At 60.6% G+C, this 20,028-nt stretch carries 17 protein-coding genes; 5 read left to right on the plus strand and 12 right to left on the minus strand.

Going from position 1 to position 20,028, the window contains the following annotated elements; all coding sequences use genetic code 11:
- Window positions 1-16: 16 nt before the first annotated feature.
- From narJ to NHAM_RS17700, 5 genes are all read right to left on the minus strand, one after another.
- Complete coding sequence (narJ, locus tag NHAM_RS17680; protein ID WP_011511824.1) at window positions 17-1,045, minus strand: nitrate reductase molybdenum cofactor assembly chaperone; 1,029 nt, start codon at window positions 1,043-1,045, stop codon at window positions 17-19.
- Window positions 1,046-1,175: 130 nt separating this feature from the next.
- Window positions 1,176-2,717 (minus strand): nitrate reductase subunit beta, encoded by a 1,542-nt coding sequence (gene narH, locus NHAM_RS17685; protein ID WP_011511825.1) that lies wholly within the window; start codon window positions 2,715-2,717, stop codon window positions 1,176-1,178.
- 66 nt (window positions 2,718-2,783) lie between these two features.
- Window positions 2,784-3,467, minus strand: a complete 684-nt coding sequence (locus NHAM_RS24145) for an FKBP-type peptidyl-prolyl cis-trans isomerase (RefSeq protein WP_011511826.1) — start codon at window positions 3,465-3,467, stop codon at window positions 2,784-2,786.
- The gene (locus tag NHAM_RS17695) at window positions 3,461-7,105 is read right to left on the minus strand and encodes a nitrate reductase subunit alpha (protein WP_011511827.1); all 3,645 of its coding nucleotides are present in this window, start codon (window positions 7,103-7,105) and stop codon (window positions 3,461-3,463) included. Before NHAM_RS17695 ends, NHAM_RS24145 begins: the two co-directional genes overlap by 7 nt.
- On the minus strand, window positions 7,105-7,998 hold the full coding sequence (locus NHAM_RS17700; RefSeq protein WP_245269933.1) for a c-type cytochrome: 894 nt from the start codon (window positions 7,996-7,998) through the stop codon (window positions 7,105-7,107). Before NHAM_RS17700 ends, NHAM_RS17695 begins: the two co-directional genes overlap by 1 nt.
- Before the next feature lie 699 nt (window positions 7,999-8,697).
- Here NHAM_RS17700 and NHAM_RS17705 point away from each other — a divergent pair.
- From NHAM_RS17705 to NHAM_RS17725, 5 genes are all read left to right on the plus strand, one after another.
- Window positions 8,698-9,429 carry a hypothetical protein gene (locus NHAM_RS17705; protein WP_245269934.1) on the plus strand — a complete coding sequence of 244 codons (732 nt, stop codon included), beginning with the start codon at window positions 8,698-8,700 and terminating at the stop codon, window positions 9,427-9,429.
- A 555-nt stretch (window positions 9,430-9,984) separates the two neighbouring features.
- Window positions 9,985-11,961, plus strand: a complete 1,977-nt coding sequence (locus tag NHAM_RS17710) for a cbb3-type cytochrome c oxidase subunit I (protein ID WP_011511830.1) — start codon at window positions 9,985-9,987, stop codon at window positions 11,959-11,961.
- Window positions 11,958-12,575 (plus strand): cytochrome c oxidase subunit 3, encoded by a 618-nt coding sequence (locus NHAM_RS17715; protein ID WP_011511831.1) that lies wholly within the window; start codon window positions 11,958-11,960, stop codon window positions 12,573-12,575. The genes NHAM_RS17710 and NHAM_RS17715 overlap by 4 nt, the downstream gene beginning before the upstream one ends.
- Before the next feature lies 1 nt (window position 12,576).
- Window positions 12,577-12,918, plus strand: coding sequence for a cytochrome o ubiquinol oxidase subunit IV (cyoD, locus tag NHAM_RS17720; RefSeq protein ID WP_011511832.1), 342 nt, complete (start codon window positions 12,577-12,579; stop codon window positions 12,916-12,918).
- An 809-nt stretch (window positions 12,919-13,727) separates the two neighbouring features.
- Entirely contained in the window at window positions 13,728-13,922 is a 195-nt protein-coding gene (locus tag NHAM_RS17725) for a DUF1059 domain-containing protein (RefSeq protein ID WP_011511833.1), read from the plus strand.
- A 368-nt stretch (window positions 13,923-14,290) separates the two neighbouring features.
- On the opposite strand, the gene NHAM_RS17730 is transcribed toward NHAM_RS17725, so the two are convergent.
- The 7 genes from NHAM_RS17730 to ctaD all read right to left on the minus strand — a co-directional run bounded on the left by NHAM_RS17730 (window position 14,291) and on the right by ctaD (window position 19,958).
- A complete protein-coding gene (locus NHAM_RS17730) occupies window positions 14,291-15,040 on the minus strand; it encodes an SURF1 family protein (RefSeq protein WP_011511834.1) in 750 nt (249 codons plus the stop codon).
- Window positions 15,037-15,426 carry a DUF983 domain-containing protein gene (locus NHAM_RS17735; protein ID WP_011508865.1) on the minus strand — a complete coding sequence of 130 codons (390 nt, stop codon included), beginning with the start codon at window positions 15,424-15,426 and terminating at the stop codon, window positions 15,037-15,039. Before NHAM_RS17735 ends, NHAM_RS17730 begins: the two co-directional genes overlap by 4 nt.
- Before the next feature lie 74 nt (window positions 15,427-15,500).
- Window positions 15,501-16,355 carry a cytochrome c oxidase subunit 3 gene (locus tag NHAM_RS17740; protein ID WP_011508864.1) on the minus strand — a complete coding sequence of 285 codons (855 nt, stop codon included), beginning with the start codon at window positions 16,353-16,355 and terminating at the stop codon, window positions 15,501-15,503.
- A 102-nt stretch (window positions 16,356-16,457) separates the two neighbouring features.
- Window positions 16,458-17,108: a cytochrome c oxidase assembly protein gene (locus tag NHAM_RS17745; RefSeq protein WP_011508863.1), complete on the minus strand. Its 651-nt coding sequence runs from the start codon at window positions 17,106-17,108 to the stop codon at window positions 16,458-16,460.
- Window positions 17,109-17,113: 5 nt separating this feature from the next.
- Window positions 17,114-17,278 carry a hypothetical protein gene (locus tag NHAM_RS17750; RefSeq protein WP_011508862.1) on the minus strand — a complete coding sequence of 55 codons (165 nt, stop codon included), beginning with the start codon at window positions 17,276-17,278 and terminating at the stop codon, window positions 17,114-17,116.
- 16 nt (window positions 17,279-17,294) lie between these two features.
- Window positions 17,295-18,233 carry a heme o synthase gene (locus NHAM_RS17755; RefSeq protein ID WP_041358582.1) on the minus strand — a complete coding sequence of 313 codons (939 nt, stop codon included), beginning with the start codon at window positions 18,231-18,233 and terminating at the stop codon, window positions 17,295-17,297.
- Window positions 18,234-18,344: 111 nt separating this feature from the next.
- Window positions 18,345-19,958 (minus strand): cytochrome c oxidase subunit I, encoded by a 1,614-nt coding sequence (ctaD, locus tag NHAM_RS17760; RefSeq protein WP_011508860.1) that lies wholly within the window; start codon window positions 19,956-19,958, stop codon window positions 18,345-18,347.
- Window positions 19,959-20,028: the final 70 nt, after the last annotated feature.

Consider the following 20,028-nt stretch of genomic DNA (forward strand, 5'->3'; position numbering starts at 1 on the left):
ACATAGGATATGCCTCTCACGCCCGCCAATCCAGCAGGTCGTCTGCGGCGACCTCCGCGAGTGGCTTGAAAACCTTGAAGTGTTGCCGCCCGGCCTGCGTCCAGAACACGACATGCGTTTCAACCGGCGGACAACCAGGATCAGAACATGGAAGTTCCGACACCATAATGGTTTCGTCCTCGTCGAGGTTGAAACGCTCACGCGTCCAGCTAAGAACACGCTCCTGCTCCGCCGTACGGTCAGCACGCTTCTTCGTCATGCCTTCATGTAACAACAGGCGAAGTGCATCAAGCACCTGATGGTAAGGGTGCGTGCGTTTTTCCGCTTCCTGGAGATCATAATCTTCGCTCATCGCTAACAGAAACCCGGCTTCAAGAACGTCGCCCTGGTTTTGCCCCTTGAGCTGTTGACGATCGTCGCCCTGACTCTGCCCCTCAAGCGCCTTTCGTGCCTCGCGCTGCTGGTCTTTTTGCTGCTTGCGCAATTCCCGGTCATCCAGCTTAGCCCGCTCTATACCGGTATCGCCATCGATATCAGCCGCCCCATGCTGGTGACTCTCGGTTTCTGGCTTCGTCGTCATGCGCTCAAGCGCTGGCAGCAACCCCTTATTCAACAGCGCATCGATCTCCTCGCCGTCGCTCTGCGCAGCAAATCGCAGCACGATCGACAGCCGATCAGGAATTTCGCTGGCATCGGATTCAAACCCACTCGCGCGATAGCTCTTCTTAAGCTCAACTAGAAAAATGCTGCGTTTGTAGTTTTCACCGAACAGCTGATAGCCAACATACGGATGGCATATCGAGTTCAGATCAAAAAAACCGCTGTAAACCTCCTGCAACTTCCCGACCGAAGTCTCTTCAGTAAAGTTCCGAAAGCTCTTGAGCAAGGCGGCTGCCTGCGGTTGCACCGCACCGACCAACGCCGCACATTCGTCCGCCTTACGTTCCAATCCCGGGACGGGATAATCGAGGATGTCCGCGAACAACCCCAAAACCTTGGAGCGATTCGAATACAGAACCTCTGCGCGGTGCGAAAAGCGACTCATGATCTGCTATGATGACCGATCTATAAACTCTCCGGCCTCGCCTTGCGAGCCGGACGATTACGCGAGACCCGGCGGTTGGGTATATGAAACCCAACCGCTGTCTCGCGCCTGCATCGTGACGAGAAGAAGCCTATGGTCCTCTCGCCGGGTCGGTGTGGAAGCCGACGCCGACCTCACCCTTCCGAACCGGGTAGTTGCGTGACACCGGATCGAGCTGCGGGAACAGCGAATCGACTGCTGTCTCACGCTCCATCGGCGGAACCACAAAGCGTTCCTCGAAGGTCGGCAACGAGGTGAGCCGCCAGATCGCCTCGACCTCGGCCGCAGTGGTCTTGCCTTCGGCGAGCGCCCTTTGCACCTCTTCCTCCGGAATGTCCTTGACCTTCTTCGAGCGCATATAGACGCGCACCGCGACTAGCTTCTTGTAGACGTCGCGGATGATGTCCTCATTACCGCCCGACAACAGGCTCGCCATATAGCGAAGCGGTATACGCGACCTTTCGAGTGAACTCATCAACGGACCCAGTCGCGATTCCGAGGCAATGTTGTCGTACACGCCGTTTTCCACCTTGGCGAGCACCGGCCCCAGCGGCGGTACGTAGAACAGCATCGGCAGCGTGCGGAACTCCGGATGCAGCGGCAGCGCAATGCCCCACTTCTTGACGAACTGGTAGACCGGCGACTTCTGCGCCGCCTCGATCTTCGAATCGGGGATACCGTTGGCCCTGGCAGCCGCGATGATATCAGGATCAAACGGATCCTTGATGATGTTGCGCTGCGCCATCACCAACTGGTCTTGCGGGGCCTTGGCGGTTTCCTCGATCGCATCGGCATCGTAGAGCACGAGGCCGATATACCGGATGCGTCCCACGCACGAGTGGAAGCAGGCCGGAGGCTGGCCGCTCTCGAGGCGCGGATAGCACAGGATGCACTTTTCGGCCTTGCCGGTCGACCAGTTGAAGTAGGTCTTCTTGTACGGGCAGCCGGAGACGCACATGCGCCAGGCACGGCAGCGCTCCTGGCTGACCAGCACCACGCCGTCCTCGCCGCGCTTGTAGATCGCTCCCTGCGGGCACGCCGCCACGCAGCCCGGATTGAGACAATGGTTGCAGATGCGCGGCAGGTAGAAAAAGACCGTGCTGTTGATCTCGTTGATCTGGCGCATTTCCTCGTCGGAGGCGCCATCGAAGTTCGGATCGTTGTTGGCGTAGACCTGCGAGCCGCCAAGATCGTCGTCCCAGTTCGGGCCCGCCTCGATCGTGTCCATGTACTTGCCCGTCACCATCGAGATGGCGCGCGCGGTCGGTTGCTCGTCGGCCAGGGGCGCGTTGATCAGGTTCTGATAGTCGTAGGTCCATGGCTCGAAATAGTCGTCGAGCGTCGGCAGATAGGGGTTGTAGAAGATATTGCTCAGCGTTCCCCATTTGCCCTGCAGCCGCAGCCGCAGGCTCTTCTGCCTCGTCCCGTCGACCACCCAGCCGCCGCGATACTTGGTCTGGTCTTCCCAACGTGTCGGGTATCCCGTACCCGGCTTGGTCTCCACGTTGTTCCAGTACATGTACTCGGTGCCCTTGCGATCGGTCCAGATGTTCTTGCACGCGATGCTGCAGGTGTGGCAACCGATGCACTTATCCAGGTGAAAGACCATCGAAACTTGAGCTCGGATGTCCATGTTGTAGTACTCCTTCGTTCCTATGGCTTCGTTCTTATGGCTTCGTTTTAGGTTATCGCTTCGCGATTATGCGTTGCCAGTGTCATTGACAGTGCCGGGCGTCGATGGTTTCGGTGACTCATCAATCGTCCGCTTGCGCCGCGAGTCAATTGTCGCTTGCGCCGCAGCAAGCGCCAGCCCATCGCCCATACTCGCCATCGTCGGATCGACATGTCCCGCCGGGGTTGGAGTGTCCCGCACTGCCACAACGCTACCCTCAAACTCAAGCGTCATGCCGGCGAGCGGGTGATTGGTATCAACCACCACATACCCGTTATCCTCATCAACCTCGGTGACCAACACGTTCTCAACCCGACGCTCGTCGTCGCTATGCGCGAGAAAACACATACCCGGCTCTATTTGATCAACACCACCAAACGTTTCAGCCGGCACTCGCTGCTGCAACGCCTTGTCTCGTTCTCCGTAAGCCTCTTCGGGAGGCAAAATCACCTCGAAGCGCTCGCCCGCAACCTTGCCCTCGAGCGCTCGCTCGAGGGCAGGCAGGAGTCGCCCACTGCCCTGCTGATATTCCAACGGTTCGTCGCCCCACACAGCAGATCGAATGTGACGGATCGTACCGTTGGTACGCAGCGTGTAGTTAATGGTCACGTATTTCCCGACGCTAACCCGCTCAGGCGCACCGAAATGCGCCGGAGCCGGTTCATGATCATGTTCGTGATCATGATCATGCGTCGCGAGATCACCTACCATTCCAACTTCTCCATCTTGCGCACGACGACGTGGGTGTCGCGCGTTAAGATACCAGTCGGACCCCAATAGTTCCAGCCGTACGTGAACTGGGCATAGCCACCGGCCAGGAACAGCGGGTTGATACGAGTACGCGTCAGGCTGTTGTGTCCGCCGCCACGCCACTTACGCTCCTGCGATTTCGGAATGTACACCGTACGCTCGACCGCGTGGTAGTACATGCAGGTGCCAGGCTGAATTCGGCGGCTCACGTTGGCGCGGGTCACGACCACACCGTTGTCGTTGTAGACCTCGACCCAGTCGTTATCCTCGATCCCTACCTTCTCCGCGTCCCTGTCATTGATCCACACCGGATCCATGCCGCGAGACAACATCAACATGCGGTGGTTATCTTTGTAGGTCGAGTGAATGTTCCACTTTCCGTGCGGAGTGATGTAGTTCAGCACCAGAGAGCGGTCATCGACCCGGCTTTTCACGATATCGCCGGTCTTGCGCGGATTGAGCCGCGGCTTGTAGGTCGGTATGTGCTCGCCGAAATCAAGGTACCACTGGTGGTCGAGATACAGCGACTGCCGGCCGGTCAGCGTCCGCCAAGGCACCAGGCGCTCGACGTTCATACACCACGCCGAATACGCGCGACCGTCGTTAACCATGCCCGTCCAGCAGGGGCTCGTAATGATTCGCCTCGGTTGACGCGTAAGGTCATAGAACGTCGCCGCAACGTTGCGGTTAGGCTCAGCAAGGTCGACAAGCGGAAGACCGACGTGATGCTCCTCATTATGGAAGGCCTGGTAGCAAACCTCACCGTTCGCCTCCGGAGCACACAGCAACACCGTGTTGCAGGCGTCGAGCACGTCCTCAAGGCTCGGATACCGTTTGCCACCCCACTCCACACACCGCATATGCCTCGGATCAGGCATCGGCATGATGGGATTGTCGAGCATCTGGTCGTACTGCTTCTTGATCGGGATCTGCACCCCGACCGCAGAAATGCCGTCCTCCCGCGCCTTCGGTCCGAACGAGATGAATTTGTTGTACAAATTCGCGTAGTCACGCTCGACCACCCGCACGTGCGGGAACGACTTGCCCGGTACCGCCTTGCACTCACCCAAGGACCAGTCGAGAATCTCCGGCTGCGCCAACTCGTCCGGCGTATCGTGCATGAGCGGTTGAAGGACCACATCGCGCACCGGCTTGGAGAACGCCAGCGGAGCCAACTCACTGACCTTCTTACCGATCAGCTTGAATATCTCCCAGTCCGTCTTGGATTCCCACACCGGCGGAACCGCCTGTCCCAGCACATGCAGGAACGAATGCAGGTCAGTCGTGTTGAGGTCGTTCTTCTCGTACCAGAACGCCGTCGGCAGCACGATGTCGGAGTAGAGCGACGTCGTATTCATGCGGAAGTTAAGGTCGATAACCAGGTCGTACTTTCCGCGCGGCGCCGTTTCATGATATTTTACTACCTGCGCCTTGCCCTTGGCTCGATCCTCGGCGATGGCGTTGTCGTGCGCCCCGAGGTAATGCCGCAGGAAGAACTCATGCCCCTTGGCGCTCGACTGGATCGCGTTGCCGCGCCAGATGAACCACATCCGCGGCCAGTTCTCGGCAGCATCGGGGTCGTCGATCGCCATCTGAAGCTTCTTACTGACGACCTGATCGACAACATAAGTCTCGATATCCTGAACATTCTTCGCGCCAGACCGCTCGGCCTCAGCCGCAACTTCGATCGGATTGCGGTTAAAGTGCGGCGTGAACGGCATCCAGCCATTATGCACCGCCTTTGCCTCGAGGTCGATCGCATGACCCTTGGCCCATTTCGGATTCGGCGCCGTCAGGCCGTACTCGGTAAACTCCTGTTCGTAGCGCCACTGACAGCTATGGGCGTAGTGCCAGGTCGACGACTGCACGAGCCGCGGCGGCTTGGCCCAGTCGAGAGCCAGCGCAACCGTGGCCCAAGGCGCAACGGGCGCAAGCTTTTCCTGGCCGACGTAGTGGTTGATACCACCACCGTTGACGCCGCAACAACCGCACAGGATCAGAGCGACCGTAGCCGACCGGTAACAAAGGTTGTTGTAGTACCAGTGATTGGCGCTGGCGCCCACGATCACCATCGATTTGCCGTTGGTGAGTTCTGCGTTGGTCGCAAACTCACGCGCAAACCTGATCGCGGTTTCACGACCGATACCGGTATGGCGTTCCTGCCACGCCGGGGTATAGGGCGCATCCTCGTCGTCATAGCTGGTCGCAAAAGCGCCTTCCAGGCCACGGCTGATGCCGAACTGGGACATCATGATGTCGAAGCCGGTCGCGCACAGAATCTCGCCCTTGTCCGTGGCGACGCGCTTCACCGGGACGCCTCGCGAGACGATACGTCCGTTCGCGAAATCGTCGAACCCAACCTGCACCACGTCATCGGATCGATCGATAAAGCTCAGCACCGGATCGAGCGGACTGTTGTCCAGGGTGTCCTCGCCGGACAGGTTCCATTTACCGTGCACAGAACCCCAGCGGTCGCCGACCTGACCCTTCGGCGCCCGTAGCTCGCCGCTGTTGGCGTCAAGCAACAGCATCTTCCAGTCGCCGTTCTCGACATCCTTGTAGCGAGGAACGCGGTTGGAACGCAGCAAGCGACCCGTCTTGTAGGTGTTGCCGTTGGACTCCAGTTCCACAAGGAACGGAAGGTCGGTGTAACGCTTGATGTAGTCGACAAAATAGGGAACCTGACGGTCGACGTAGTATTCCTTGAGAATGACGTGGTTGGCCGCCATCCACAACGCCGTGTCCTGTCCGGCCTGGATCGGAATCCATTCGTCGCAGTATTTGGCGATCTGGCTGAAGTCCGGCGAGAGAACCACGAACTTGGTTCCCTCGGTGCGCGCTTCCGAGATGAAGTGCACGTCGGGGGTACGCGTCATGTTCATGTTCGACGCCATCGAAACGATGAACTTGGAGTTGTACCAGTCCGCGCTTTCGCACACGTCGGTCTGATCGCCCCAGATTTCCGGGAACGAGGTCGGCAGATCGGCGTACCAGTCGTAGAAGCTCATGAGCGAACCGCCCATAAGCGACAAAAAGCGTGTGCCGGCCGCGAACGACAGCATCGACATCGCCGGGATCGGCGAGAAGCCCATTATCCGGTCCGGCCCGTGCTTGCGCGCGGTGTGCAAGCTGGCAGCGGCAATCAGTTCGACCAGCTCTTCCCACTTGGCACGGCGGAAACCACCCTTGCCGCGCGCCTTCTGAATGCGCGACCGCTTCTGCTCGTCTCCGATCAGCGCGCCCCAGGCCTGCACCGGATCGGCACTCGACGCCTTCGCTTCGCGCCACATGTCGAGAAGCGGACCGCGGATATAGGGATACTTCACCCTGATCGGGCTGTAGACATACCACGAGGCGGAGATGCCACGCTGGCAGCCTCGCGGCTCGTAAGGAGGCAGACTGCGCTCAAGGAGCGGATAGTCCGTCTGCTGCATCTCCCAGGTGATGATCCCGTCCTTGACGTAGATCGCCCAGGAGCAGCCACCGGTGCAGTTGACGCCGTGCGTACTGCGGAAAACGTTATCGTGGGACCAGCGGTTGCGGTAGAACTCTTCCCACTTGCGCTCCCGGGGATTAACCAGGTCAAGAATCCAGCTCATTAGTGTCTCCTCGGTGCATTCGTCCGGCCGCGGGGCCTATTACCGTCAGTTCCCTTAAACCTGCCTATCCAGCCGTCAGGATACATACCCGTAAACCAACCGCCGTTATATGGGCCGGAGCTTCGTCCGGTCGTGGGCGCAGCCATCATCGGACGCCGCACTCCATACTTTAATCGGTTCCGCCATCTGAAGCCCGCGATTAGAAACAGGATCAGAGCACCGAGCCCGGTCAGACCCGCCAGTTGCCATATCGCCGAGGACGAGCGCACAGCCAGCCCTTCCTGAGAAAGGAAGGCAGCAACGTCGGCGCGTTCCTGCGGAGTCGGCGGCTGCTTCGTCCACACAGCTTTCATGGTCGGCGTGGGCAAGCCTGCAAGCCAGCCATTAAGACCGGTCACTCCACCGAGGCGCTTTGCCACTTCGGTCAAATCAGGCCCAAGGTGTCCACCACCGAAAGCCCCGAGGCCGCCGGTGCTGTGACAGGCCATGCACGGCGGCCCACCATTGGCGAAACGATCATTGCCCGTGAACAGATCCTTGCCCTTCTCAGCATCACCCTTGAGAGCGGGCGCAGGCGCAGCCGTCGACGCAGCGCCGCCCGCAGCCGAACCCAGATATGCAAGGATTGAGTCAACGTCAGAGGCACTAAGCCCAAGGTTCGGCATCTCCATGCCGTTATACTTCTTGAGCAGCTCGATCGCGACCGGATCTTTTTTGGCGATCATTGCGTCTGGCGCCATGATCCACTCATGCAGCCACTCGTGCGAACGCTCTTTCGTGACGTTCTTCAGGTCGGGGCCTACGAGATCCCCACCACCGACGGAGTGACATGCATTGCACGTCTTCTCGTCGAATAACTTTTTACCTGCCGCTGCATCGGCCGCGTTAGCCACGGTCGGCAACGCTGCCCATATGGCTGTAGTCGTAACTAGCGCAACAAGAGGCAATATTTGCCGTGACGCTAGGGGCTTTTTGCTCATGATCCCTCGTCCTCAGATCCATATGATCGGGCGGGCGTTAAGTTTATGGTAGAAAAACAGACGTTTCCCGCTCGTGACCCGCCGTTCTCAGATCCACATGATCGGCGACGGTAGGTTTATGCTAGACTAGAATCGTTAGAAAGCGCAAGGGCGTTGATCTCACAAATGTGCATTTTTTTCGCGCGCGATTAAGCGCCGACTATCGTGTGATCAGCGAAAGAGCAGTCGCCGAGATCGATGCCCGATAACTCGTATATTCCCAGCCTGCGCGAGCGCATCGACAGCTTGGTGCGCAAGGCTCAGATTGCGCTTCCTGCTCATCGGCTTATCAAGTACTTAATCGTAAATCGAGACAACGGCGCGACACGGCCACGGTGAGACCAAGTCTCCGCAATAGACGCGCTGCCATTGGCCGCGGCGCGGCAATGAGACGCAGACACAACTGCAGAACACAACTGCAGCGCAAATCCAGTCCCGTCGATCGTGGCGGACACACGGGCCATCGAAATGGCCGGCGATCCATCAATTACATTGAAGCCCGGCGCGGAATCCTCAATCATGTGCCGGAGTTCCCTCCCCACGGCCTAGGAGACCATCATGGCTAAGTCGCACTTGCCCGCGTTCCTGCAGGACCATCCTGGTCTTGGCAGCCTTGGCAACGTGGAAGTGCCGCGACTGAAATTGCTTCAGGCCTCGTCGCCTGAGCTTGCACAATTCGAGGACGCCAGGCAGGGCGAGTTTTGGCACAGCCTGCTCGGCAAAAACATCGGACCGAGCATTCGCATCTGCCCGGTTTTTATCAACTGGTGCTTCATTCTGTGGCGCCCGCGGGAGGCAGGCGGCGGAATTCTTGCTCGGGCCGACGACGGCAAGCATTGGACGCCCGCCGATACCGAGTTTACGGTCAAGCTCAAGAATGGCGACGACGTGACATGGCGGACTGGCCGTACGGTGGCGGCGTCGGGTCTGAATAAACGGGGCAGCTATAATCCGAACGACCCTAATTCGCCGCCTGCCGCCGCGCGCATGTATTCGATCGTATGTTCATTTCCGGATCGGCAAAATTGGCCGCCTGCGGTGCTGACCTTGCAGCGGACGTCCGTCAAGGCGGCAACCAAGCTGATCGATCAATTGAGGGTTCTGCGCGCCCCGTCTTTTGGCGTGATTTTGGAAATGGCCTCGGTCAAGGACGAGTCGCCATCCGGTGAGTTTAACAACTACGCCTTTGAGCTGTACGGACCAGTAGAAGACAAACCGTTCTACGAGGAAAATTCCAGACAATATCGTTTTTTCATCGAACACGGCCTCAAGGTGAAAGACCTGGAGAGCGCGCAAGACGACTAGAACCAGCCCGGCTTTGATGCAATCAAAGCCGGGCTCCCGCTTCTGATTCCATCGGAAGCGATAAAGGCTCTAAACCCAAGTGTCTAAAAGAGACGCCGCCCGGCAAGCCTGTGTAGCCCGGCGATCGACCTTTCCGTTCGCCCCCGCTTCACTCGAATATGCCCCCTTCGCGGTCGATGGCGAACGCCAATGGATGGCGGACCGCGTATCCAATTCGGCCCCTCGATGAGCCCCGAGTCGTCTTTCGACAGCATCCACGAGAGCCTGTCCCGTTTCGTCGCCGGGGCCTGCTGCCGGCGACGCGCCGCCGACCGGCGGATGACCTGTCGCGGCCGGACACTGCAGTTCAGTATCCCGCGCAGACAATATCGATTGCGCCAGGAATCAATATATATGTCAATGACATACGCAGATACTGTATCGATCTGCACGACCCGCCCGCGATTTCAATTGACCTCGTGGTCCTACTCGGTACTCTCGAAATGCTGGAGAATGCATCGACCCATTCCGTTATAAGTCGCGACAGCACCCCTCCCTGTCCGAAGACCAATTGATATGTTCGGTAAGCTGACGATTGACGCCCTGCCGTTTTATAGCGGCATCGCCATGGCAGGTGCGCTGACCGTCGTGTGCGGCGTGCTGGGCGTGGTCGTGCTCATCACGTGGCTCGGCCGATGGCGCTATCTGTGGACCGAATGGCTGACGAGCCTCGACCACAAGAAAATCGGCATCATGTACGTGGCACTGGCGCTGATCATGCTGGTGCGCGGCGTCATCGACGCCCTGATGATACGGACCCAGCAGGCGTTCGCATTCGAACCGCACGGCTATCTGCCGCCGGAGCATTTCGATCAGATCTTCACGTCCCACGCCACCATCATGATGTTCTTCGTGGCGATGCCGTTTGTGCTCGGCCTGTTCAACATCGTCGTTCCGCAGCAGATCGGTGCGCGCCAAATGGCGTTTCCGTTCATGAACTCGGCGAGCCTGTGGCTGACCGCGTCCGGCGCCGCCCTGGTGATGATCTCGCTGGTTGTCGGCAAGTTCTCCACTGCCTACTGGACCGCTTACCCGCCCCAATCGGGAGTGCAACTCAGTCCGGGCGTCGGCGTCGACTACTGGATCTGGGCAATCCTGCTCAGCAGCGTCGGCGCGATGCTGAGCGGACTCAATTTTCTCGTCACCATCGTCAAGCGTCGCGCACCCGGCATGCGGCTGATGATGATGCCGCTGTTCACGTGGACGGCGCTATGCACCGGCATATTGATAATATTCGCCTATCCGGCCTTGATCGTTGCCGCTGCACTGCTTGGTCTCGATCGCCATCTCGGCATGCACTTCTTCACCGGCGAAGGCGGCAACGTCACGAACTATGTCAGCCTGTTCTGGATCTGGGGTCATCCCCACGTCTACATCCTGATTTTGCCGGCGTTTGGCATCTATTCCGAAGTCGTGGCAACTTTCTCGGGCAGGCGATTGTCCGGCTACACCCCGCTCGTCTACTCCACCGTGGCCATCACCGCGCTCTCGTTCGTCGTCTGGCTGCACCATTTCTTCACCATGGGTTCAGGCGCCGACGTGAACGCCTTCTTTGGCAGCGCGGCCCCGCTCATCGCCGTGCCGACAGTCGTGACGATCGTCGGCTGGTTGCTCACGATGTATCGCGGCCGCGTGCAATTCTCGGTGCCGATGCTGTTTACGCTTGGGTTTGTCATAACGTTCCTCGTAGGCGGCATGACCGGCTTTTTGTTCGCGGTCGCACCGTCTGATATGCACAACACCACTTTCCGGGTGGCGCATTTCCACAATTTGCTGATCCCCGGCGCGCTGTTCGGCTATTTCGCCGGCTACCAGTATTGGTTTCCCAAAGCGTTCGGCTTTCGTCTCGAGGAAAAGTGGGGCCGACGAGCCTTCTGGTGCTGGATCATCGGCTTCTGTCTGGCCTTCATGCCGCTGTATGTTCTCGGCCTCATGGGCATGCCGCAGCGCCTCAATCGCAACGCTGTCGCCGACTGGCAGCCGTATCTCATCGTCGCCCAATTCGGCGTCCTCTTCATCATGTGCGGCATCGCCTGCCTCGCCATCCAGATCGCCGTCAGCATCCGCGACCGCGCGGCGCTTGCAGGCTCGAGCGGCGATCCGTGGAACGGCAGGACACTCGAATGGGCGACCGCCTCGCCGCCGGCGGCCTACAATTTCGCCGTCGTGCCACAGGTGCATGGCATTGATTCATGGTGGACCATGAAGCAGACGCGAGCGGCGGACCGCGGACCCGCCCGCTTTCACGACATTATCATGCCCGACGATAGCGGTGCCGGAATCGTGCTTGGTGCGATGTCGTTCGTATTCGCCTTTGCAATGATCTGGCAAATCTGGTGGCTGGCCGCCGTTGGAGGGCTGGGCATGTTTGCCGCGGCGCTGTCGCAGACGTTCCATGATCACGCCGAGCATCGCATCCCGGCGAGCGAAGTCGAAGCAATCGAGAGCCGCCGCGCTATATCCCCCGCACTCGCACTTGAGGCGCCGACGTGACCGACGCCGTCGTCACCGCCGATCACGGCGATGAAACAGAAGCCGAAACAGCCCAACGCGCCATCGAGGAGAAGACCTACGGCTTCTGGCTCTGCCTGATGGGCGACGCGATCGTCTTTGCGCTGCTGTTCGTAATCTTTGTGGCGATGGCGCATAGCACCGCTGACGGGCCTGCCGGACACACGTTATTCCGGCTCCCACGCATCTTTGCCGAAACCATGCTACTGCTGGCGAGCAGCGCGACCTTCGGATTCGCCAGCGTTGCGATCGCAGCCGGCCAACGTCGACGCACCGTGGTCTGGCTGGGCGTGACGTTCCTGCTCGGATTCGGCTTCGTCGCCATGGAGATTTCGGAATTCTATAGCATGGCCGTCGCCGACGCCGGCCCGTGGCGGAGTGGTTTTCTCTCGGCCTTCTTCACGCTGGTCGGCACCCACGGCGCTCACGTCAGCATCGGCCTGGTCTGGATCGTTCTCTTGGGATGCGAGGTCACAGTGCGCGGGCTGACCCCGTTTGCTGCCTCGCGCCTCTACCGGCTGGGCCTGTTCTGGCACTTCCTCGTTATCGTCTGGGTCAACATCTTCTCCCTCGTTTACCTGCCGGGGCTTCTCTAGCATGGCGGCCGCGCCGCGATCGTCCGAAAGACCGACTCTGCCGCGCCGCGCGGATGTCACGATCAAGTCGTACCTTATCGGCGTCGTTCTAGCGTTGGCGCTGACCGCGATTCCATTCGGCCTCGTCGCTGCTCACACGCTGCCGCCGATACAGACCTTTGTCATCATCGGCGTCGCGGCGATTGCACAGGTCGTCGTCCACTTGAGGTACTTCCTGCATCTCGACTTCAAACCGTCATCGCAGAATAAACTGGTCGCGCTCTGCTTCGCCGCCGTCGTGCTCCTGATTCTGGTCGGCGGCACGCTATGGATCATGTTCGATCGCTATTACCGCATGACGTAGGCGACGGGAGGCGATGCGATCGCGCCATAACCGGATCCGCGGCCCCCGCCGATCGAATGAGCCGATCAACGGCCGAACTTTTCTGACCTATGTCGGGCCGGGTTGGTGCCCGCGCTCGAAGCGGCCACATTATGTTATCAACAATCCCGACAGCAATAACAGCCGCCGCGGAACATCCGCACCGCCGCACAGTCGTCTTCCTGCGAGCTTATACCGATGGCATCGGAGTGTGACTCATCGGGAGATCCCTCCGCATCGCAAATCATGATTCCTAGGACTGAGAAAAATTCTTGGGACTGAGAAAAGATTCGAGCACGGTATCAGCGGTAGAATTGCAAACGCACGATCCGGTCGCGCCGCCCCACCCCCGCGGCTTTCGCCGAAGCAGTTGAGCTGTCCTTCGCCTCCACCGTCAGCCTGCCGGCACCAACGAAGACAGAAGAAATAGATCGCCCGCATTGGTGCTGATAAATTGGGAACCAGCATATCCGGCAACCTCAAGGTGTATAGGCGTGCGGGGGATGTCTGTCTTGGGATGATTAGTCTGGAGCCTTTCGCTTCTGATGGAATCAGGAGCGGGCTCTATGATTTTGATTTGACGCGTTTTCTTCCTGCGAACCGGTACCCATCCCTCGGGTCGAGCCCGAGGACATGCCTTACTCGAAAAACGCTCTGGAGGGCCGAGACAGGTTGTGGCGACGGGGCATCGTCACCATGGAGACGGCTGCTTTGTGATTTGTTCGGCCAATCCCGCGGGTGTATTTTAGGACATCGGCATAAGGGAGGGCTCCGAACATTGGGAGACAAAAATGACACGGAAGTACATTGATTGCCGGGAATTCCCGAGCGAGATGAAATGCACTGTTTCCATTTCGGCCGACAGCGAGGATGAACTCGTGAACGCTGCCGTGCAGCACGCGACAACGGTGCATGGCCAGAAGGACACGCCGGAGTTCCGCATGGAAGTCAGGAAAGCGATCCATCAAGGCATGCCGGCGGCTTGATGCCGGTGCTGTGGTGTCGAGACGAGGTCGCTCCGGCTCGCCGTGGAGGCGTTACCGATGGGCGGATCGTGACTCATCGGGATGGTCCTCCACTGCGCAAACCATGATTCCTTGGACCGAGGAGGACTTGGCCACGGGATCAACGGGAGAATTGGGGCGGACTATCCGGCGACCGAACTTCGTCTGGCGCGAATGTCGAAGGATGTGCGGCAAGGCCGCCGGTTGACTGTCACGAGCGCAATTATTCGACGTTCCTGAAGAAGCTGGACTTCTCGCACATAAGCGCCGACCACGCCTTACCGCGCAGGACGCCAATATTATCTGGGCATATAAAAAAAGTCGCGCACCAGTCGGGGAAAATTTGCGAGCTACGTCGAACGCCGCTGGCTGCGCCACCACACGCCAAAGGCGACCAGCAGGGCGGCGGCGAGGCCGAACCAGGTGATGGCGTATTGCATGTGATCGTCCTTCAGATGCACGTTGAGCGGCCCGGGCTTCGGAACGCCGCTCGCAGGCACCGGCATCTCAAGGTCGATGTAGAAGGGTGCAACGTTTTTCCAGCCGAGATCCTGCGCCATCTCGCCGATATCGCGGGAGAACCACAGCCGCTTGTCGCGAGTCGGTGGCGGCATCAGCAGACCAGCTTTCTCCGGGAAGCGGAGATAGCCAGTCATCGCGACAGACTGGCCAGTCACCAGCGGCCTCACGGCACGATCCTGCTGGCTGCGGTCCTGCATGGTGTTTTGCACAAAACCCGTATTGACAATAACAGTGCGGCCGTTCGGCAGTTGCGCCGGCAGAAATGCCCAAGTGCCAAGACCGACATCGGGGCGCACCGCCGACCCGGAGCTGTAGACCATTGCGTCGGGCCGCGACTCGTAAGTCGCCGAAAAGCTCACGCGGCGAAACTCGTCCCTGGCCGGCGACAATGCCGCCCAGTCTGCCAGCGGGGGCAAGGCGCTGGGCGTGGCGGCCAGCCGCTCGGTGAGCGCCGCGATCAGCGCGTGCTTTTCGGCGCGGCGCTGCAGTTGCCACACGCCGAGACCGATGAACAGAGCGATCACCGCCAGCGTAAAGAGACCAAGGCCGAGCCCGCTTTTGTTTGCGAGCTTGGTCATGGGTTTGGCCGGATGGAGCGGCCTTCGGCGGCCTTGTGGTGGAATTGCAGGCTGATCAGCAGCGATTTCATGGCGCGCAGCGGCGCCAGGGTGACGGCGAGGATCAGCGGGATCCAGAGCGCGGCGTGAACCCAGTATGGCGGCTGATACTTGACCTCGACGATCAGGGCGCAGCCGACGACGATGAAGCCGCCGATCAGGATGATGAACACCGCGGGGCCGTCGCCGGAATCGATGAAGGCGTAATCCAGCTCGCAGCGTTGGCAGGATGGCCGCAGCGTCAGGAACCCGGAAAACAGCTTCCCCTTGCCGCAGCGCGGACATTTGCAGGCGACCCCGCGCAGGATGGCCTCGAACAAGGTCGCCCGGGCGTAAAAATTGGACATCGGACATTCCCCGGAAGAGAAAAGGGCGGCCCCAGCGGCCGCCCTTTCCATATTTGAGCTGCTTGCGTCCCGGATCAGTGCGCGGCGTGCGCCATGGCCGAGGCGCCGTTGCCCCAGACATAGATGCAGACGAACAGGAACAACCACACCACGTCGACGAAATGCCAGTACCAGGCGGCGAATTCGAAGCCGAGGTGCTGCGTCGGCGTGAAGTGTCCGGCATTGGCGCGGAACAGGCAGACGATCAGGAAGATGGTGCCGACCAGCACATGGAAGCCGTGGAAGCCGGTGGCCATGAAGAAGGTGGCGCCGTAGACGTTGCCGGCGAAGCTGAAGGCCGCTTCAGAGTACTCGTAGGCCTGCACGCAGGTAAAGGTAGCGCCGAGCGCGATGGTCAGGATCAGCCCCCACTTCAGTCCCTTGCGGTCGCCATTGAGCAGGGCATGATGGGCCCAGGTCACCGTGGTGCCCGAGGTCAGCAGGAGCAGGGTGTTGAGCAGCGGCAGGTGCCAGGGGTCGAAGGTCTCGATGCCCTTGGGCGGCCAGACGCCGCCGAACAGCACCTCGCGGGTCGCGTGCACGGGATCGCCCGGGAACAGCGCCGAATTGAAGAAGGCCCAGAACCAGGCGACGAAGAACATCACCTCGGAGGTGATGAACAGGATCATGCCGTAGCGATGGCTGATCTGCACCACGCGGGTGTGGTCGCCCTTGTGCTCGGCTTCGCGGATCACGTCCGCCCACCAGCTCGCCATGGTGTAGAGCACGCCGACCACGCCGATGCCGAAAATGATCGGCGCGACCGCGGTCAGATGATGCATCCACAGGATGGCGCCGACGGCCATGACGAAGGCCGCGGTCGCGCCTACGATCGGCCACGGACTCGGGTCGACAAGGTGGTAATCGTGCTTGACTTGCGCCGTAGCCATTGCGGTCTCTCTCCGTCTGCGTTAGCGGTGCCGATTGAATTGGCACCTAATCCATCCCAAAAACAAAACGCGTCAGCAACCAAACGCGTCAGCCGTCGAAGGTCAGATGCTTCCCCCTGGCCTGTCCGGTTCGCTCGCCGCCACCGGCTTCGGCGCGGCGTCCTTCACCGGGAAGAAGGTATAGGACAGGGTTATGGTCCTGACGCCGTCATTTTCGCTGTCGGCGGCGAAGCTCGGGTCGACATAGAAGACGACGGCCATCTCCCGCTTCTCACCGGGCGCCAGGGTCTGCTCGGTGAAACAGAAGCAGTTGATCTTGGTGAAATACGATCCGACCGTCAGCGGCGTGACGTTATAGGCCGCCTGCCCCGTCGTGGCGGTCGCCGCATGGTTGGTGACGGTATAATATACGGTGGCGACCTCGCCGATCCGGACGTTTATCTCGGTCTGTTCCGGCTCGAACTTCCACGGCAGCCCGCCGGAGATGTTGGAGTCGAAGCGCACCGCCACCGTGCGCGCAAGCGGTGCCGCGCTCGGCGCGACTTTTGCGACCTGCGTGGTTCCATTGAAACCGGTGGCGCGGCAGAACCAGTTGTAGAACGGCACCGCGGCGTAGGCGGCGCCGACCATGAGCGCGACCAGCAGGCCGCAGGTCGCGCCGATCCTCACGTCGCGGCCCACGCGCGGCGCGGCCTTCGGCGTGGCGGGAGTCCCGGTGGCGGGTTGCTGCGGGTGCTGTGGCGCGTCGGTCATTTCAATCACATCGGACGGACGATGACGCCCGGCCCCTTGACGAGTGTGACCGCGAAGAACAGCACGACCAGGATTCCGAGCGCGCAGGCGATCGCGATCGAGCGCTCGCGCCGGCGCTTTTTCTGCGCCTCGGTGAGAACGATCTCGTCCGGCTTCGGCTTGTTGTCCATCGCTCCATGCGCCCCCTTACCAGATCAACGGCGCGACGGCCTTCGCAAGCACATCGAGCAGCAGAACGGCAAACAGCGCGAACAGATAGAGGATCGAAAATGCGAACAGGCGTCGCGTGGCGCGCAGCGCCGTGCTGCCGGTGCGATGGCGATAGACATTGATCGCGAGCACCAGCATGCCGGCGCCGAGAACCAGCGAGGTGACGCCATAAACCCAGTCGAAATAGCCGAGCGGCCAGGGCGCGGCGGCGATCGCCACCAGCACGATGGTATAGAGCAGGATCTGCAGCCGCGTCGCATCGGGGCCGGCGACCACCGGCAGCATCGGCACGCCGGCGCGCGCATAATCGTCGGAGCGGAACAGCGCCAGCGCCCAGAAATGCGGCGGCGTCCAGAAGAAGATGATCAAAAACAGCAGCAGCGGCTCGACCGACAGCGACCCCGTCGCCGCCGCCCACGCCACCACCGGCGGCAGTGCGCCGGCGGCGCCGCCGATCACGATGTTCTGCGCGGTCCGGCGCTTCAGCCCCATGGTGTAGATCACCACGTAGAAAAAGATCGTAAAGGCCAGCAATCCCCCGGCGTACCAGTTGACCAGGGCGCCGAGCGTCATCACCGAGAAGAACGACAGCGTGAGGCCGAACCCCATCGCCTCGCCGCGGGTGATGCGGCCGCGCGGGATCGGCCGGTTGGCCGTGCGCGACATCAGCACGTCGATATCGCCTTCGAGCGCCATGTTCAGCGCGCCGGAGGCACCGGCGCCGACCGCGATGCACAGGATCGCGGTGAAGCCCAGCACCGGGTGTACATGGCCCGGCGCAATCATCAGTCCGACCAGCGCGGTGAAGATCACGAGCGACATCACCCGTGGCTTCAGCAGCGCGAAGTAATCGGCGACGCTCGCCTCCGATATCCGGGGCGGCAGCTCAATGGCGTTTTGATCGACTACCGGCAAGACACAACTCACTTTGTTGAGGTACGCGGCGCGGCGAGCGCGCCGCATACAGTTCGCTTTGTTGGGTGCGCGGCGCGCACCAGGCGCGCCGCGCACAGTCACATGACTTGCTTACTGCACCTTCGGCAGCGTTCCGAACTGGTGGAACGGCGGCGGCGACGACAGCGTCCACTCCAGCGTGGTGGCGCCTTCACCCCACGGATTGTCCGCAGCCTTCTGCTTGCGCGCGAAGGCATCGATCAGGCCGTAGAGGAACACCAGGACGCCGGACCCTGCGATGAAGGCACCGTAGGACGAGATCTCGTTCCAGCCCGCGAACGCATCCGGATAGTCGACCGAGCGCCGCATCATGCCCTGCAGTCCGAGGAAGTGCTGCGGGAAGAACAGGACGTTGGCGCCGATGAACATCAACCAGAAGTGCAGCTTGGCGATGGTCTCGTTGTACATGTAGCCGGACATCTTCGGGAACCAGTAGTACCAGCCCGCGAAGATCGCGAACACCGCGGCAATGCCCATCACGTAGTGGAAGTGCGCGATGACGTAGTAGGTTTCCTGCATCACGCGATCGACGCCCGCATTGGCCAGCACCACGCCGGTAACGCCGCCGACCGTGAACAGGAAGATGAAGCCGATCGCAAACAGCATCGGCGCCCTGAACTCGATCGAGCCGCCCCACATGGTGGCGATCCACGAGAACACCTTCACCCCGGTCGGCACCGCGATCACCATGGTCGCCGCGACGAAATAGGCCTGCGCCGACGACACCATGCCGACCGTGTACATGTGGTGCGCCCACACCACGAAGCCGACGCCGCCGATCGCGACCATCGCATAGGCCATGCCGAGATAGCCGAAGATCGGCTTCTTCGAGAAGGTCGAGATCACATGGCTGATCATGCCGAAGCCGGGCAGAATCAGGATGTACACCTCGGGATGACCGAAGAACCAGAACAGATGCTGGAACAACACCGGATCGCCGCCGCCATCGGGAGCGAAGAACGTGGTGCCGAAGTTACGATCGGTCAGCAGCATCGTGATCGCGCCCGCCAGCACCGGCAGCGCCAGCAGCAGCAGGAACACGGTGACCAGGATCGACCATACGAACAGCGGCATCTTGTGCATGGTCATGCCAGGCGCGCGCATGTTGAAGATCGTGGTGATGAAGTTGATCGCGCCGAGAATCGAGGAGGCACCGGCCAGATGGATCGACAGAATGCCGAAGTCCACCGCCGGACCCGGATGACCGCTCGTCGACAACGGCGGATACAGCGTCCAGCCCGTGCCAGCACCGCTGGAGCCCGGCTCGCCCTCCACGAACGTCGAGATCAGCAGCAGCGCAAGCGCCGCCGGCAGCAGCCAGAACGAGATGTTGTTCATGCGCGGAAACGCCATGTCCGGCGCCCCGATCATCAGCGGCACGAACCAGTTGCCGAAGCCGCCGATCATCGCCGGCATCACCATGAAGAAGATCATGATCAGGCCGTGATTGGTCACAAACACGTTGTACTCGTGAGCAGGATGGAAAACCTGCACGCCGGGAAACATCAGCTCCGCCCGGATGCCCATCGACATCAGGCCGCCGATGAGCCCCGCAACGAGGGCGAACACCAGGTACATGGTCCCGATGTCCTTGTGATTGGTCGAATACGCAAAGCGCCGCCACCCGGTCGGGTGGTGCGCGTGGTCGTCGTCGTGCGCATGATCGTGAGCAGTTGCTGTTGCCATTGTCTAATCCTGTCTTTCGTCCCTTGAAGTCCTTCGAACCTTAAGTTGTCGCCCTCGTCAGAAAATCTCC

Source organism: Nitrobacter hamburgensis X14, assembly GCF_000013885.1.
GTDB lineage: Bacteria > Pseudomonadota > Alphaproteobacteria > Rhizobiales > Xanthobacteraceae > Nitrobacter > Nitrobacter hamburgensis.